Genomic DNA, 16519 nt, shown 5'->3' on the forward strand with positions numbered 1-16519 from the left:
GACCAGTGCAACGAAAGTTAGAGAGCCCCGCCCCCCTTCAATTGGATGCCACGGGGGGCCGGGCTCTCTTCCGGATCAAGCCTGATTGTGCCGTTTGCCCACCGCATCCTTCGCCGCGATGTAACCAAAGGCAAACGCCGGAGAGATACTGGCGCCGGGGCCGGGATAAGAGCGCCCCATTACCGATGAAGTACAATTGCCGGTGGCATACAGCCCCTCGATGATCGAGCCGTCGGAGCGCAGCACGCGCGCATGCTCGTCCGTTACCACACCGCCAAACGTGCCTACGTCACCCGGGAAGATCCGCGTGGCGTAGAAGGGGCCCTTGGCGATAGAGCCAACACACGGGTTGGGCTTGTGCGTCGGATCGCCGCGGAGACGATCGTATTGGCGCTCACCCTTGTGGAATTCCTCGTCCACGCCGGTTTCGGCATAGCGATTATAGCGTTCGATCTGGGCGGCGAGCCCATCGGGATCAATTCCGGCCTTCGCAGCAAGCTCGGCGATGGTGTCCGCCTTGATCAGGAAACCGGATTCCAGCCACTGCTTGATTGGCTTCATGCCCGGCATCAGCGACGCGTAGGCATAATTGCGCATCGCCCTGTCATCGAAGACCGCGAATGCGGGGACGGCATCGTTCTCATACAAGGCTTCACCAAGCTCCATGTACGAGTTGGCCTCGTTGACGAAGCGATTGCCGCGCTTGGTAACCCAGATGTAATGCGGGACAGCGATTTCGCCGACATGCATGAACGGGTAGGGCGTGCCGTCCTTTCCGTGCGCGCCGGCAGGCAACGATCCATCGGCGTTGAGCGAGGTCGGCACCCAGACGGCCATGTCCAGGTTCTCGGTATCCGCGCCGTGGCGGATCATTTCCTCGATCATTTCGCCGGTGTCGCCCGGATTGGCGTTAGTCCACTGATTGCTGATGGGCTTGCGCTGGTACCTTTGGCGCATTTCATCATTGCGCGCAAAGCCGCCGACGTTCATCAGCAGGCCGTAGCGGCTGCGCACGGTCTTGCGCTGCCCTTCGTGAACCCCGCTTACCGCGACGATCCTGCCGTCCTCTTCGATGAGTTGGTCACTCGCAAATCCGGAGATGATGGGTATTCCCCGCTTTAGCGTCATTTCCAACATCCGCCCCTGAATCGCTGCGCCGTGGGCAGCGATGTGACGCCCGAGGATCTTGTTCTTCGCAACAGCCAAAGCGAGACGGGCCATGATTTTCTTGGCGGCGAAAGAGCGTTTCACCATCAACATCTTGATCAGCGGCAACGAGGGAAACGGGATGCCGATGAAAGGAGCGTAGCGCGAAAGCTTTTCTTCCCAGGGGCCGAGATTGCGCAGGTCGTAAGGCATGGCAACCAGCGATCGGCCCCGTGGCTGGCCGCCATCGCGATCGTCGTAGTAGTCCGACCAGCCGTCGGGATACTCAAACTCCATGCCCTGATCTTCCAGGAACTGGATCATCTCCGGAGCTTCGTCCAGGAACGCCTCGCGGCGGGCTTCCGTTGTGCCCTTGCCGACGAAGTCCACAGTTGCCGCTAGATACCGACGGCCTAGTTCCTTCGTGTCGTGGACGCCATGTCGCTTGATGACGTGGTTGTTTGGCACCCACCACACGCCACCCGAAAAGCCGGTCGAGCCGCCAATCTTATCCCGCTTTTCCAATATGACGGGGTTCAGGCCAGCGAGTTTGGCGTAGATAGCGGCGACCATAGACCCGCCGCCGCTGCCCACGATCACGAAATCGTATTCCGGCTGCAGCGTGAATGACTCTGGGGGCGGAAGGGCCATCGCAGAATGTTCCTTGTAAGACGAATTCACAGGTGTTCACCATTGCGCGGCATCCGCGAAATCCGCCAGTGGCGCAGTGTCACCATCAGCCGCGTGATTTTGCTGAGCGGACATCGTGTGGACAGTGCTCGGGCATAACGGTCGGCAGCGACGCTGGTGTTTTGCAAAAGGACTTGGTCGCTAATGTGATCGTATACCGGGAGACAAGTTACTGTGCTTCCAATTCTTCCACTGCACGCAACACATTGTTCCGCGTCACCTTGCCTACTGCGTTCACTGGCATGCTGGGCAAGATATGCACAGATTTCGGCGCCCGCACCGAACCCAGTTCGGCCTTCGCAAAACTGATGAGTTCGTCCGGCGAAACCGAAGCATCGGCAGAAAGGACGACAGCGGCTTCGACACGTTGACCCCAGTAGTCATCTGGACGAGCAATCACGGTAACGTCGACGATATCGGGGTGTGTTCCCAAGACGGCTTCCACATCCGTGGGATAAACGTTGAATCCGCCCGTGATGATAACATCGCGCAATCGATCTTTAAGGAACAGGTAGCCGCGTTCGTCAAACGACCCCAGGTCTCCGGTGTGCAGCCAGCCGTTGACGATGGTTTGTGCAGTCAGGTCCGGACGGTTGAGGTAGCCCCGCATAACCAGGTCGCCACGTACGACAACTTCGCCGGTTTCACCCGGGGGCAGGAAGGTTCCGTCCGGGGCCATGATTTGTACTTCATTGAAGGGGCAAGGCCGGCCGACCGACAGCAAGTTAGCTTCATCGGCCAGTTCCGATGCCGTGATTGCGGTGATCATGGTAGGTGCCTCGGTCTGGCCATAAATCGCGGCAAGATGAGGGCCGAAAACCTCGTGCGCCTGCCGCATCCGCGTGGGCGACATGGGCGCCGCACCGTATATCAGGTGCTTGATACCAGAATAACGCGTTCCGGTGGCCTGAGCATGATCGATCAACGAATATATCAGGGTCGGCGGCATGAAGCTGGCCGTTATGCGTTCCGCAACGATGGTTTCAGAGATCGCGGGGGCCTTGGCTCCGTCCATTAGGATATTGCAGCCCCCCGCCGCCATCACGGGCAACAGGAACGTACCGGCTCCATGCGTGAGTGGCGCGACGAGCAACATCCGTTCCTGCTCGTCAAACCCAAACGTCGCCAGCATGCTGGCGATGCAGCTCATAAATGCGCGGTACGGCTGGAGGACGCCTTTGGGGTTGCCGGTCGTTCCGCCCGTGAACTTGATGGCGGATATCCCGTCCTGCAGGCGGGCGATATCCGCCGGGCGTTTGCCGAAATGACCCTGAATGATATCCTGGATTGAAAGACGATCGTCGGACGGTCCCGCCATCGTTACGATGGGGCAACCTGCCTTTTCAAATAGAGCCGCAAAATCATCGTCCGCGAAGATCAGGGATAAATCCGACGCCTCGGCAATTCCAGCCAACTCGGCGGCGGAATTGCGCGGATTGAGAGGAACCCAGGTGTGACCTGACGCGAAGATGGCCAGCATGCTGACGACATGCTGCCAGTTATTGTGCCCACACGCGCCGACACGGGACTGCGGCTGTGGCAACTGCTCCTGTAAGTAACTCGCGACCGCTTCGATCTGGCCAACGAGATCTCGATAACTCATCCTGATAGGCCCATCGATGAGAGCCTCACCATTCGGGTTAAGGCGCAGTCCCCGATAAAGCATATGAATCGGAAGCATAAATCCGCAAAACCCCACAGGCCATCGTCCCAGAAAGCGCCGTGGTGACGCATCTGCTTCGATCGCATTCCCCATTCGCGATTAATTCGCGGATGTACCGGTCTGTTAGCTGACGTTTACCAACCCGCGCGGCGTCCACTTCATATCCGTGGCAAAGCCTAGCAGATCGTGGCCACAATCGCGGAGCGCCTTATCCGAAACCACCAAATGCTGCGTGGCGGAGAGGCTATCGCGGAACGCTCGCTGAAGCCAACCGGCACGAAGCCCCGCGCCGCCGCTGACGCGATGGGCGAATATCGAATTCTCCATCATCACAGTCGTAGCGTGGCTGAGCGCGAGCCGGATCAAGGTGAACTGGCGCAGAGCGACAGCTTCGCCCTGGCTGATGGTTTCAAGTACATCGTTCCAGACTTCGTAGCAAAATGCACGAGCTGCCCGCAGTTTGCCCTCGGCCGCCGCGAACTCCTGCTTAAAAGCGTCCGATCCAGCCAGATCGCGCCCACCTGACGACTGTGCCAGCTTGGCTAGTTCGTCTAGAACGTGACGGCCGTGACCCAAGGCAAAACCAGTGTGACCCAATGCGCTGAGGCCAACAACACCGATGCGGAAGCCCTCACCACCGCGCTTTCCGACAATCTCCGAAGGCAAATGGGTAAACTCGCCCGGGACGAACAGATCGGTCACCGCGTAGTCGACGCTACCTGTGGCGCGCAGGCCTAAGACGTCCCAATTGCCGAGCATTTCAGCATCCTTCGTAGGAAAGATGAAGATGCGGGCTTCGGGCGTATTCGTTCCGGGTAACACACGCGGCGCGCCGTCCTCATAGACTATCGCACCAGCGTGGATGAAATCACTGTTCAGGCAGCCGCTGCCGTATGACCAACGTCCGGAAAGGCGGTATCCATCACCCTCGACTACGGCCTTTCCAGTCGGCGCGCCGGCACCGGCAACCACCGGGCGACCATTACCGAACAAAGCCTGGAAACCCTCATCCGGCAAGAAGCCGGCGGCCGATGCAGTTGCGACGTTGGCGGCCATCATCACCCACCCGGTAGCGGCATCGATGTTGCACATCGCTTCCACGATCGACAACACTTCGACCGGGTTTGAATCCATCCCGCCGACTTCGCTGGGCACCATCAAGCTGAAGAAGCCTGCGTCGCGCATAGCCGAGATTGATTCCTGGCTAACCTGGCCAGCGGCTTCGTTCGCTTCCGCCTTGCTGGCCAAGAATGGAGCCAGACGTTTCGCTTCGACCAACAACGGCCATTCCGCATGATTGCTAAGCAAGTCCGTATTGTGGATCATAACTGAATATCCTCAAAATGAGAACAGATGGACCTTATTACTGCAAGAGACCTGAATATGTCTTAGCACGCAGTCCAGCCTCCGTCCTGCGTGATGACCTGCCCGGTGAGGTAGGCCGACGCAGGAGAAGCAAGATACAAGGCCAGGCCCAGAATTTCGCTGGCATCGCCGCGCCGCTTCATCGGGATGCGACGGTTCATCTCGGTGTAGAAGCGCTCCTCTTCCTCGGCAGTCCGCTCACGGCGGCGGCCGTCACCCAGACGAGTGCCGCCGTGCCAACCGGGAGCGATCACGTTTGCGCGGACTTTTTCCGCCGCATATTCGACCGCTACCTGGCGAGTGAAGCCGATTACGCCGGCCTTCGCTGCAGCATAATCAACGCTGGACGCCGGAAAATCGGGAAAATAACCGCCCAGACCAAGGATCGACGCCACATTGATGATCGAGCCACCGTTCGTACGCATCTTGGGCAGCATCGCACGGGTCATGAAAAACGTGCCAGTCAGGCTGATGCCCACGCCACGCGTCCAATCATCGGTGGATAGCTCATGTGTCATCGTCGGCGGCGTAGCCACACCGGCAAAATTAACCAGCACGTCCAAGTTTGCGTTACCCAGGCTCTCTACAGAAGCGGAAACCGAGTCCTCGTTCCAGACGTCGAGCCGGCAAGGGTCAGCTTGGCCGCCCGAAGCGACGATGGCGTTTGCCACCTCGTCAGCCCTGCTTAGATCAATGTCCGCGCAAATCACGCGAGCGCCGACCGCCGCATATCCTTCGGCGATAACTCGACCAAGACCGCTGCCGCCGCCGGTGACCAGAGCAGTTTTGCCTTTCAGGCCAAAAAGATCTTCTAGTAATGCCATGCCGAACATATGCTTTCGAATGAAATGGTGGGGAGCGCGATGGAATCAAGACAACGCGACTAAGCCTTGGACTATGGTTCTATTTTGAAATCTGGAGGGCCTAAGTGTCAACGAACGGATGCTTTGCATTACATGGCGGATAGTTCATCCGCGAAAGCCCGGTTTTCCGCCAATTTTGCCGGAAATTGCGGGCGCACTGCCAAGGCGCAAAACCGGTAGATACGCCTCGGCTCGAAGACATTGCCCAAAGGGGCAAGATACACATCGGGCGGGTAAAGCAGCGGCGCAAGGCGTCGATAAGCACCAGTCGCTAAAAACAATAGCCGTCAGCCTATTATGAAGCTGACGGCCCAAGAAAAGGTAAAATGTCCGCTTGCGTCCAGATAAAATTTATTCGGCGTCCGTATGAATGTGAGCAGCAAAGCCCGCTGGGGCGCTTGCCGCTACTTCCTCTCTGAGTTCAAAGGCTTTTTCCGTGTAGTCGCCGCCACCCTGGGGTCGGAAAGGAATGGGCGGAATAGTAAAGAGCGTCCGCATCCGTTCCCGCACGCCCTCGACCACTGCAGGATATTTCTCTCCCAGATGATGGGTACCGTGGACCAGCAGCGAAGGGAGTACATCAAACCCAGGATAATACAGCATTCCATGAGTGATCGGGAACAGCAGGTCGTTGATGGGGCCATTGACTCCCCGTTCGCTAAAATAAGACTCTTGACCGCCCACCATGACCATCAACATGGCGCGCTTGCCCGCCATCCGGCCCGCGCCATAACGCTCGCCCGTCAATTGATAACCAACGCCTGCCGTCCAGACGCGATCAATCCACCCCTTCATGATGGCGGGCACGGAGAACCACCAGAGCGGGAATGCGAAAATGACCGCATCCGCCCAGAACACCTTTTCCTGCTCGTCCAGGACGTCTTGCGAGAATTCTCTGGCAGCGGCCGCCTTCATGGAGGCGACGGTAGGGCGCAGCGGTTCAGCGGGATCGACGGCTGGAAAATCGTCACGGTCGACCACGGTCTTGAAATTCATCGCATAAAGATCGCTGAGTTGCACTTCGTGACCATCGGCCTTGAGCTGATCAATCGCGATGTCGCGCAAGGCGTTAGTCAACGACGCCGGCTCGGGGTGGGCCGACACAATCAGGATGTTCATAATTCAGGCTTTCAACGATGACTGTTTGCGTAAGGGCAAGAGCCGCTCGGCCATTAGGTAATGTGCGTTGTTCCCCAGTGTCAACGAGCACTGTCTCTGAGGATACGGCCGGTTGGTGATGTTTACGAGTGTGCCGATCTGCCACAAGGGCGAGGCGCTTTCAGGTTTGACTCAAAGACTTAGTAAAGGCTTGCATCGAATGTCGCGCAGCGTCTCGTTGCGGCGACGGCCCGTGCAGGCGCTCATCGCGAACGATATGTCGTTTCACAAGGCATCAAAGATGTGATTGTGGCCGCTTGCCGTCGCGGTGCGGATGGCTGAAGGTCCTTTTGTTTGCGTAGATTGTGGCAAGCCGACGGGCTGGGTGACCAGATGCTTGCTTACTATCATCAGTGAACCGGACGACCGCACTCAGGGGCCGGTCTTTCTGACATTGCAGGCTAAACCCAATAAGTCCGAACACTATGATTTTGCGTATCCTACTGTTGAAGAAGGTTTTTTGATGACGGCCGTCACGCCATTCAAGATCGCCATCTCCGATGATCGCCTGTCCTGGATCGGGGACCGCGTTCGTTGTTTCGATTGGGACAGCTTCCCTGACGCTGGTGGTTGGTCCGCGGGTATTGCCAAACAGGCCCTGCGCACGATCACGGACCGCTGGATCGGCGGTTACGACTGGCGCGCCGAAGAGGCTGTTTTGAATGAGTTGCCGCAGTTTCGGTGCGAGATGGACAAAGGGACTTTGCACTTCATCCATATCCAAACGCCGGGTGGCGCATCGCGCCCGCCGGTCTTGTTGCTGCATGGATGGCCTGGGTCATTCGCCGAGTTTCGCGACTCGGCCCTCCGCCTGGCCTATCCTGAGCGGTTTGGCGGCGATGCCGCCGACGCACTGGATCTGGTGATCCCCTCGCTGCCAGGGTTCGGGTTTTCGGGTAAGCCGGCAGGCCCCATCGGCACCCGGACGGTGGCGCGAACTTTACACGATTTGATGACCCGGGTGCTTGGCTATGAACGTTACATTGCCCAGGGCGGGGATTGGGGTAGCACCACGGCATCATGGCTGGCACACGACTATCCGGATGCTTGCGTGGCGCTTCATGTCAACATGATGATCATGGGCCATGCCGGTGTGACTGCTGAAACTGATGAGGAGCGGCAGTACCAAAAGCTGCAGATGAAGTGGCGCGAAGCGGACGGCGGCTATTCACACATCCAGAGGACCCGCCCGCAAACGCTGGGATTTGCGTTGCAAGATAGTCCGGTGGGAACGGCCGCTTGGATACTGGAAAAGTTTGCGATGTGGTCGGACGTGCCTTGGAAAGATGGTGCGCCCGATCTCCTGGCGGGCTATTCGATCGACCATCTGCTGACCAATGTGATGCTGTATGTCGCTACCGGTACGATAACCACATCGGCCTGGATATATCTCGGCAATTCGAAAGAGAAGGCGTTCCAGCTGGAACATCCGATCACTGTACCTACGGCGATGGCATCATTTCCCGATCCTCTGTTCAAGCCGCCGCCCCGCAGCCTGCCGGAAAGAAGCTATAACATCGTGCGTTGGACAGACATGCCCCGCGGCGGCCATTTCGCCGCGATGGAGCAGCCCGACCTTTTCGCTGACGATGTGCGCGCATTCGCCCTCACTGTCGTGTGACGATGGGCCCAAGCGGCAAATCGGGCATTGCTCAGGAACCGAATAATTGGCCCGATGGCCTGATATGTAGACGGAGGTTACGATGACTGCACACATGGTCGCGATGATATATACCGATGATTTCAGCTGGATCGCTGAGTATTCCGCTAATGTACCAAAAATCGTTGCAAAGTACGGCGGCGAATATGCTTTCACGTCGGCTGGTGCCGTTACAGTAGCCGAGGGTGACCTGCCTGTCCCCTCAGGCGTTGGCACGTTCAATTTCCCATCGTGCGATGCCATCATGCAATTTTTGAATTCGGAGGAGTATCAGCCGTTCATCGAATTGCGAAATCGCCACTCGAAAACACAAATCTTGATATTTGAGGGACGCGCGTAGGGCTTTTCTCCCTCAGGAGAAAGAGCAGCAGCGTTAACAGCGCGACGTAATCAAATTTCCGAAGGGGTAATGGGGGTGTGATGCACTGATGCACGAGATAGGCCTTGCCTATCCCGTGCATCAGAATTGCGCTGTCTCGAGGCGGGGCCGCTATCCCTGCTTTCAGGCAGAGACGATCTCGGACAGCGGATGCCCGATGATGCTAGCCAGCCGCCAGTTCGTTCCATCGCCATGGACGATGTACGTTCCCCCGGTGATTTCTTTTTCTCGTCCGCCAGCATAGTGACGCGCCACTTCGACGCCAGCCAGTGCCGCATGCTCGCCGAGCATCCTGACGGTGCACGAAACAAGCTCGCTTCGCAAAAAATCCTGTTCCAGCAGGCCGTTGCGCATAGCGTTCATCTTGTCGATGAATTCGTCAGCGGTAAAGGCTGTGGCGATCGTCGGACCGATAATCCACGAGAACGGCAGATGGTAAGATGCCACGGCGGTCTCGAAGTCGCCCGCGCTGAACAAGTCGATATAATCGCGCAGGAGGGTTTCTATCTCGGCGACGGAATTTTGGTTGGTCATCAGGGTATCTCCCGCGCAAATCGGATGCGCTTTTCGCCGCTTTTTTAGTATTGCATTTCCGGTATCATGACTTTCGCACCAGTGAAGTTTTCCTCAAGCTTGATCTGGCAACTGAGGCGGCTGGTAGGGCGTCGCTCGCTGGCTACGATATCGAGCATGTCAACTTCGCCCTCTGATGGAGCGTCGATCCGGTCGAACGAAGCTTCGTCCAAAAAGACATGGCACGTGCCGCAGGACATCGACCCGCCGCATTCGGCAGCGACGCCTTCGACACCGTTATCATAAGCGACCTGCATGACGGTGTCCCCCGTCATGCCTTCCACTTCCTGGCGCTCCCCGGTGAAAGTAACGAATTCAAACCGGACTTTCTGCTTTTCCATGATGATCTCTCTTTAATGGGCCAAGCTTTTTCAAAGCCAGCCCGCAATGTAGCAATTTCAGCCGTTCAGCCGTTCAGCCGGACGGGCAAGCGGGTCGGGCCGCGGAACGTCAACACGCCGGCAATCTCGATCTCTTCGTCCGGGATGAGCGTCATGTTGGGAAAAGCCGATGTCAGTTCTTCGATCATCATGCGGATTTGCATCCGCGCGATCGGTGCACCCATGCAAAAATGAATGCCGTTGCCGAAAGCCACGTGTGACCGCGCGTTCTTGCGCCGAATGTCGAAGTTGTCACCGTTCTCATACGTGCCTTCATCGCGACTTGCCGACGCCAGCGAAAGCAGCAGCTTCGTGCCTTTCGGAAGGCTCACGCCGGCAAGTTCGAAGTCCTCTTTCGCCATGCGTCGCCAAGCCACGACCGAGGAAACATAACGTAGCCCTTCCTCCACCGTGTTCGGGATCAGGGAAGGGTCCTCCACCAGGGCCTGCCAGTCTTCAGGGCGACGCAGCAATTCGAGCAAAACGTTAGCAGAAGCGTTCGAAGTCGTCTCATGGGCGGCCAGCAGCAACGCGAACGTCAGGCTCTTGATTTCATTTTCCGTCAGCCGCGTATCGTCGCCGCCACGGGATGCGAGCAGCCAGCTGGGATAATCATCGCCTGGGTTGACCTTGCGCTGCTCAACCAAGTCGCAGGAAAAGCGCCAGAAATCCAGCAGGTCGTCCGCCGCGGCCATCTGTTCTTCCCGCGTGGGATGGCCATGCATCAACTTGACGCGCAGTTCAGTCCAAGATTTGATCCGGCGGGGATCGATGTCCTTTACGCCCAGCAGCAAAAAGGCGATCAGCGCCGGCAGTTCGTAAGTGATCGCGTCGACCAGATCGACGGTGTCCTTGCCGTTGATGGCCGCGACGTAGCTCTGGACCAAGGCACGGACTTCCGCTTCGAACGATTGCAGCTTCTTCGGATTCAGGAAGCCCTGCACATGGCTGCGGATGCGAGTATGCCGGGGCGGATCGCAAGCCACCTGTACACTCTCGTTCGTGAAGCCTTGATCCACCAGATACTGCAGCAATTCTGGCGGCCATGGCACAACCGGCTGCGTCGCGACGACGGCGGAGAAACGCTCATGATCGCGCAGAACCGAAATGACGTCCGCGCGCCGCGTTACGACCCAGTAGTCGATCAGCGGCGAATAAAAGATTGGTACGTCCTGGCGAAATTCAGCCAGGAGCTGATGCATGCCTTCGTGTTCGAAAGGATGAAATCGCTCACCCGCATCATGCATCGGAACCCCGGCCGGAATATCGCTATGTTGAAGCTGCGCCTGCGTCATGGAAATCCATTCACCCTATCATTCGGCCCATCTCTGGGGCCGCTTATTGAACTGGCTGCCTTCAAAGCTTAGCGATGCCGAACAATCGAACGACAAGACGCAACCGGTGTACCCTTACAAGCTAGAGGCGCGGCAGCAGTGCTCCACAAGGCTTACGGGATTTTAGATTTGTTCCTAGTCGATGGGAACCCTAGGCGCTCGACGGCCTATTCCCATCAGCATTCTGATAAACGTGGGGCCACCACAGGAAAGTCCCGGCCCTGCCTGATGCGATGAGCGGCCAAAAGAGATGCGCGATGCCTTGAAAAGCAGCAGCCGCGACAATCCCATTGGCCTACAATTCTAAAGCGCCTTATTCGCTGGCCCGCCACGCTATCACCATCTTGATTGGGGTCCCGACAAGTGGCTTCTGCGCGCGACGACCCTTGCTCCGACGCCCGGCACTTGTGTAGTTCCACGCTCCACTGGAGCTCGCGGGGCTCGATCGGATGTTGGCTGGCATCGCCTTAACCCGGTTATGCCTTGCTTCAAATTAAGGTGTTAACGTGCGGTCGGACTCGGAAGTCTACATTGTCGGCTCGGGGATGACGGCACTCGGAAAGTTTCCGGATCGTCCGCTACGCGCCATGACCGCTATGGCGGTTGACAAGGCCCTGGCCGATTCCGGGCTGGACAATCCATCCATGATAGAGGCGGCTTGGTTCAGCAACACGCGCCAGGCTCTTCTGGAAGGGCAGAACGGGATCCGGGGCGAAGTGGCGCTGCGTCACAGCGGGATCACGGGCATCCCGATCACCAATGTTGAGAACGCCTGCGCCAGTGGCAGCACCGGTTTTGCCAATGCACTCGCGTACTTGAACGCGGGCATGGGCGATGTCGCACTGGTGGTTGGCGCGGAAAAGATGTTCTTTCCGGACAATCGGGACGGCATGTTCCGGGCCTTTCGCGGCAGTACCGACGTGCTGGAATTTGACAGCCAGATCGCCGCTCTGCTCTCACTGGCGGACGGTATGCCGATCCCCGATGGCATTGAACCAGCTGCTGAGCGCAGCGTATTCATGGATATCTACGCCGCCTTCGCGCGTTATCACATGGCGCGTTACGGCACGACGCCACACCAGATCGCCGCCGTCGCTGCGAAGAACCATCATCACTCGACGATGAATCCGGATGCGCAATATCAGTTCGACATGTCGGTTGAGCAGGTCCTGGCCGATAAGCCGGTGTCTTGGCCTTTCACCCGTGCGATGTGCGCGCCCATCAGCGACGGAGCTGCCGCCATGGTGCTGTGTACGGGGGCTGCCCTAAAGCGGTTCAACGCCGATCGCGCCGTGCGCGTGGCGGGCTGCGCGCTCGTCTCCGCCACGGATCGCAGCCCGGATGACCTGGACAATCACGTCGGCCGCCGCGCCGCGCTCAAGGCGTACGAACAGGCGGGTGTCGGGCCCGATGCCATGTCGGTAGCCGAAGTGCATGACGCCACTGCTTTTGCGGAAATCCTGCAGGTGGAAAACCTTGGCTTTTGCGCCAGGGGTGACGGTGGGGAAATGGCGACATCCGGGGCCACGGCTCTGGGTGGGCGCATTCCCGTGAACCCTTCGGGCGGCTTGCTTTCGAAGGGGCACCCGGTCGGAGCGACGGGGATCATTCAGCTTCACGAATTGGTGACGCAACTTCGCGGGGAGGCCGGGTCCCGGCAAGTAGCTGAGGCGCGCTGGGCGATTGCCGAGAACGGCGGGGGTTTTCTTGGCTACGAAGAAGCGGCAACAGCTGTCACCATCCTTGGCGGCGCATGAGCGCCAGATTCACCCGAACTAGAAGGTCTAACCCATGAAACTGACCAGTTATATCGCATCGGACGGACGCGAGAGCTGCGGCATCGTGACGGGAAGCGTCGATCAACCCGAGGGCATCATCGACCTTGGCGAGCGCTTTCGTTCGTTGCGTGAACTGCTGGCCGATCCGGAAGGCTTGGCCTTCGCACGCTCTCAGGCACACGGCGAGGCCAATGTCTCGTTCGCCGACGCTCGGCTGCTGCCCGTCATTCCTGATCCCAGCAAGATTTTCTGTGTGGGCGTGAATTTCGCAAGTCACGTCAAGGAGACGGGCCGTGAAATGCCCGCCAAGCCGATGATCTTCCTGCGCTTTGCAGAAAGTCAGGTCGGCGCCAATCAGCCGATGCTTTGCCCGAAGGTGTCCGATCAGTTCGATTATGAAGGCGAACTTGCGGTGATCATCGGGAAGCGTTGCCGCTATGTGCCTGAGGACGAGGCGCTGGATTACGTGGCGGGCTACTCCTGCTACAACGATGGCAGCGTTCGTGATTGGCAGCGGCATACGCAGCAGTTTTCGCCAGGCAAGAACTTCGTTGAAACCGGCGCCTTCGGCCCCTGGATGGTGACGCGGGACGAGATCGCTGATGTATCGGCGCTTTCGATGAAGACCCGCCTCAACGGTCAGGAAGTTCAGGCCGCGACCCTCGACGACCTGATCTTCGACGTCCCGGCACTGGTATCCTATTGCTCGTCCTTCATCACATTGCAGCCGGGTGACGTGATCATCTGCGGTACGACCGGCGGCGTCGGCGCGTTTCATAAACCGCCGCTCTGGATGAAAGAGGGCGACACCGTCGAGGTGGAGATTTCGGGTATCGGGATTCTGCGCAACAGCATCGCCAAGGAAGCGCCGGATTTCGCCATCCTCTGAAGTGCGGCCGCATCACCCAGTCTATTCAGGTTTTAGGAGCAGGTCATGGAAAAGCGCCATGCTGGAAAAGTTGCGGTAATCAGTGGAGCTGCCGCCGGAATCGGTCGTGCCTTTGCGGTACGGCTCGCCAAGGAAGGGGCCGATGTCGCGATCGTGGACATTAATGACGCTGGCCACACCCTCAATGAGGTCAAGGCTACTGGCGCAAAGGCAGCTGCATTCCGGTGCGACGTTGCTGTGCCCGACGACATCCTGCGACTGGGTGACGATGTAGAGGCCGCATTTGGCCGCTGCGACATGCTGATCAACAACGCTGGCGTTTTTCCCAGCCGTCCGTTCGCGGATATCGAGTTGGAAGACTGGCGGCGGATGCTGTCGATCAACCTCGATTCCGTGTTTCTGATGTCAAAGCGGTTTGTTCCGGGCATGCGGGAGCGCAAGTGGGGTCGCGTCGTCAACATGGCTTCGAACAGCTTCGGCCAAGTCGCTCCGGGTTTGACCCACTATATCGCGGCAAAGGGCGGTGTGATCGGCTTTACTCGCGCCCTGGCTAGCGAGCTCGGTCCTGAAGGAATCACGGTCAACGCCATCGCGCCTGGCTTCACCCGTACCGAGGGTACGCTTGCGCGCGAACCAAACTTTCGTGGCCTCACGTCAGAGCAACTGTATGGCATTCTGGCGGAACGCCAGGCCATTCCGCGCCCGCCTACGCCCGAGGACATGGCCGGCACGCTGTCGTACCTGGTCAGTTCCGATGCGGACCTGATCACCGCGCAGACTTTCTATGTCGATGGCGGCTTGGTCCGCGCCTCGTAAGACCGCCGAGCCTGCAGGTGCGAATGACAGCACGATACCCGACGAACTGAGAAAGACTGTCCCGATGACGATCTCACCTCCCGACGCACAGTTTCGCCATGTTGGGCTCTATGTCCGTGACCTTGATGCCATGGTCGCGTTCTATAAGAGCGTGCTGGGCATGGTCGTGACCGATCAGGGTCCGACGCAGCGTGGTGGGCGGATCGTCTTTCTCAGCCGCAGCCCTCTGGAGCATCATCAGCTGGTGCTGGTAGAGGGTCGTGACGATGCCATGGGCGTCGGCCTGATCAATCAGCTATCCTTCCGATTGTCGTCTTTGAAAGATCTCCAAACTTTTAACGAGATCTTCAAAACTGAAGGTGTCCGCGTCGATCGCACGATGAACCATGGCAACGCCTGGAGCATCTATTGCTACGATCCCGAGGAGAACCGGCTTGAGCTCTACGCCGGTTCTCCCTGGTATATCGCGCAGCCCTGCGCAGAACCGCTCGATCTGGACGAATCGGAAGAGGTTTTGATGGCGCAGACCGAGGCCCTTGTCCGCGCCGATCCTACGTTCATGTTGAAAGCGGACTGGGCGAAGCGCCAGGCGGCGGCCGTCGGTGTGGATCCAGCAACTATCGATGTGGATTGAGCTAGCACCGATTACTGCGCAGCCGGCGTCTATCGACCGGGCGCATCAAGATATAAGAGGATGACCGTATGGCTGTGAACCCGGATTTTCAGGCCATCCTCGACCGGGTGAATGCCTTGCCGCCAACTGACTTCTCGCGCCCGCCTGCCGAGCTTGCGGCGGAAATGCGCGCAGCCCCGGTCAACATCCCGCCGCTTCCCAACCCGGTTTCGGTAGAGGTTCGCAAGGTCAAGGGAGGGGGCGGCCATCTGATCCCGATCCGCATCTATCGACCAAAGACAGAGCAGCCGCATCCCGTGCTCATCAGCATGCATGGTGGCGGTTGGGTGCGTGGTTCGTTGGATGGTGACGAATTTCGATCACACTTCATTGCGCACGAAGCCGGGTGCGCCGTGGTGTCGGTGGACTATCGGCTTGCTCCCGATCATCGATATCCGGCGGCGCTCGAGGATTGCTATGATGTGACCGAGTGGGTGGCTGACCAAGCTCAGGTACTGGGTTTCGATGCCGCGCGAATGGGCGTGATGGGCGACAGTGCGGGCGGCAATCTTGCCGCAGCTGTGGCTTTGAAAGCCCGCGATGAGGGTGGGCCGGCCTTGTCGTGCCAAGTCTTGCTTTACCCCATCTGCGATCACGATTTCGATCGCCCTTCGTATATCGAAAACGCTCAGGGGAAGTTACTCACACGCGAACTGATGCAATGGTTCTGGGATCAGTACGCCGATGACGCCGATCGTGACCAACAATATCTCAGCCCCTTGCGCGCCAGAGACTTGGGTGGATTGCCCCCTGCGTTGATCATCACCGCGCAGTATGATCCGCTGCGGGACGAGGGCGAGCTTTACGCGCAAAAGTTGTTGGAGGCCGGCAACACGGTCGAGGCGCTGCGGATGGATGGGCTGATCCATCCGTTTCAAACTCTTGCCGTTTTGCATGCGGACAGCATCGCAGCGATGCAGTTGATGTCCCGCTTCGCGAGCCGCCAATTGGTGTGAAAGGTGTAGTCGGCACCGCCTTCCCTAGTATCCGCCAATTCTCGACTGCGGGTGCGTAGAGCCCCCGAAGGGGAGCGCGGGTTATTCTGATAAGCGTCAGACCAAACGATCATTCGTTGTGTCAGTGCCGTGTGAATTGGGCAACAGGTGTCATAAAATCTATCGGGACTGCCACCAACTACACTTTCAATCCTAT

The 16519-nt window shown here is 58.5% G+C and carries 15 protein-coding genes and 1 pseudogene; 7 read left to right on the top strand and 9 right to left on the bottom strand.

Features of this window, described 5'->3' with window-relative positions; genetic code table 11:
• Positions 1–75: 75 nt before the first annotated feature.
• The 6 genes and pseudogenes from GGR39_RS11105 to GGR39_RS11125 all read right to left on the bottom strand — a co-directional run bounded on the left by GGR39_RS11105 (position 76) and on the right by GGR39_RS11125 (position 6846).
• Positions 76–1797, bottom strand: a complete 1722-nt coding sequence (locus tag GGR39_RS11105; protein WP_058737231.1) for an FAD-binding protein — start codon at positions 1795–1797, stop codon at positions 76–78.
• 208 nt (positions 1798–2005) lie between these two features.
• A complete protein-coding gene (locus tag GGR39_RS11110; protein WP_343055863.1) occupies positions 2006–3592 on the bottom strand; it encodes a class I adenylate-forming enzyme family protein in 1587 nt (528 codons plus the stop codon).
• Between the two features lie 30 nt (positions 3593–3622).
• Positions 3623–4555: an acyl-CoA dehydrogenase family protein gene (locus GGR39_RS11115; protein WP_246388643.1), complete on the bottom strand. Its 933-nt coding sequence runs from the start codon at positions 4553–4555 to the stop codon at positions 3623–3625.
• Between the two features lie 42 nt (positions 4556–4597).
• A pseudogene (locus tag GGR39_RS17550) lies at positions 4598–4825 on the bottom strand (acyl-CoA dehydrogenase family protein); the annotation flags it as partial.
• Between the two features lie 62 nt (positions 4826–4887).
• A complete protein-coding gene (locus GGR39_RS11120; RefSeq protein ID WP_183617201.1) occupies positions 4888–5688 on the bottom strand; it encodes an SDR family NAD(P)-dependent oxidoreductase in 801 nt (266 codons plus the stop codon).
• 390 nt (positions 5689–6078) lie between these two features.
• Positions 6079–6846 (bottom strand): NAD(P)H-dependent oxidoreductase, encoded by a 768-nt coding sequence (locus GGR39_RS11125; RefSeq protein WP_183617202.1) that lies wholly within the window; start codon positions 6844–6846, stop codon positions 6079–6081.
• A gap of 376 nt (positions 6847–7222) precedes the next feature.
• On the opposite strand from GGR39_RS11125, the gene GGR39_RS11130 reads away from it, so the two are divergent.
• Together GGR39_RS11130 and GGR39_RS11135 are read left to right on the top strand one after the other, a co-directional pair.
• On the top strand, positions 7223–8506 hold the full coding sequence (locus GGR39_RS11130) for an epoxide hydrolase family protein (RefSeq protein WP_246388645.1): 1284 nt from the start codon (positions 7223–7225) through the stop codon (positions 8504–8506).
• Positions 8507–8588: 82 nt separating this feature from the next.
• A complete protein-coding gene (locus GGR39_RS11135) occupies positions 8589–8885 on the top strand; it encodes a DUF1330 domain-containing protein (protein WP_183617203.1) in 297 nt (98 codons plus the stop codon).
• Between the two features lie 162 nt (positions 8886–9047).
• On the opposite strand, the gene GGR39_RS11140 is transcribed toward GGR39_RS11135, so the two are convergent.
• The 3 genes from GGR39_RS11140 to GGR39_RS11150 form a co-directional block, all read right to left on the bottom strand.
• The gene (locus tag GGR39_RS11140) at positions 9048–9458 is read right to left on the bottom strand and encodes a DUF6841 family protein (protein WP_183617204.1); all 411 of its coding nucleotides are present in this window, start codon (positions 9456–9458) and stop codon (positions 9048–9050) included.
• A 44-nt stretch (positions 9459–9502) separates the two neighbouring features.
• A complete protein-coding gene (locus GGR39_RS11145; RefSeq protein ID WP_183617205.1) occupies positions 9503–9838 on the bottom strand; it encodes a 2Fe-2S iron-sulfur cluster-binding protein in 336 nt (111 codons plus the stop codon).
• Positions 9839–9903: 65 nt separating this feature from the next.
• On the bottom strand, positions 9904–11172 hold the full coding sequence (locus GGR39_RS11150; RefSeq protein WP_221226098.1) for a cytochrome P450: 1269 nt from the start codon (positions 11170–11172) through the stop codon (positions 9904–9906).
• A 545-nt stretch (positions 11173–11717) separates the two neighbouring features.
• On the opposite strand from GGR39_RS11150, the gene GGR39_RS11160 reads away from it, so the two are divergent.
• From GGR39_RS11160 to GGR39_RS11180, 5 genes are all read left to right on the top strand, one after another.
• The gene (locus GGR39_RS11160; RefSeq protein ID WP_343055864.1) at positions 11718–12968 is read left to right on the top strand and encodes a thiolase family protein; all 1251 of its coding nucleotides are present in this window, start codon (positions 11718–11720) and stop codon (positions 12966–12968) included.
• Between the two features lie 34 nt (positions 12969–13002).
• Positions 13003–13878: a fumarylacetoacetate hydrolase family protein gene (locus tag GGR39_RS11165; protein ID WP_183617209.1), complete on the top strand. Its 876-nt coding sequence runs from the start codon at positions 13003–13005 to the stop codon at positions 13876–13878.
• A gap of 45 nt (positions 13879–13923) precedes the next feature.
• On the top strand, positions 13924–14694 hold the full coding sequence (locus GGR39_RS11170) for an SDR family NAD(P)-dependent oxidoreductase (protein WP_183617210.1): 771 nt from the start codon (positions 13924–13926) through the stop codon (positions 14692–14694).
• On the top strand, positions 14663–15328 hold the full coding sequence (locus GGR39_RS11175) for a VOC family protein (protein WP_221226099.1): 666 nt from the start codon (positions 14663–14665) through the stop codon (positions 15326–15328). Before GGR39_RS11170 ends, GGR39_RS11175 begins: the two co-directional genes overlap by 32 nt.
• A gap of 68 nt (positions 15329–15396) precedes the next feature.
• Positions 15397–16323, top strand: coding sequence for an alpha/beta hydrolase (locus GGR39_RS11180; RefSeq protein ID WP_183617211.1), 927 nt, complete (start codon positions 15397–15399; stop codon positions 16321–16323).
• Positions 16324–16519: the final 196 nt, after the last annotated feature.

The sequence above is a fragment of the Novosphingobium fluoreni genome, assembly GCF_014196615.1.
Classification (GTDB): domain Bacteria; phylum Pseudomonadota; class Alphaproteobacteria; order Sphingomonadales; family Sphingomonadaceae; genus Novosphingobium; species Novosphingobium fluoreni.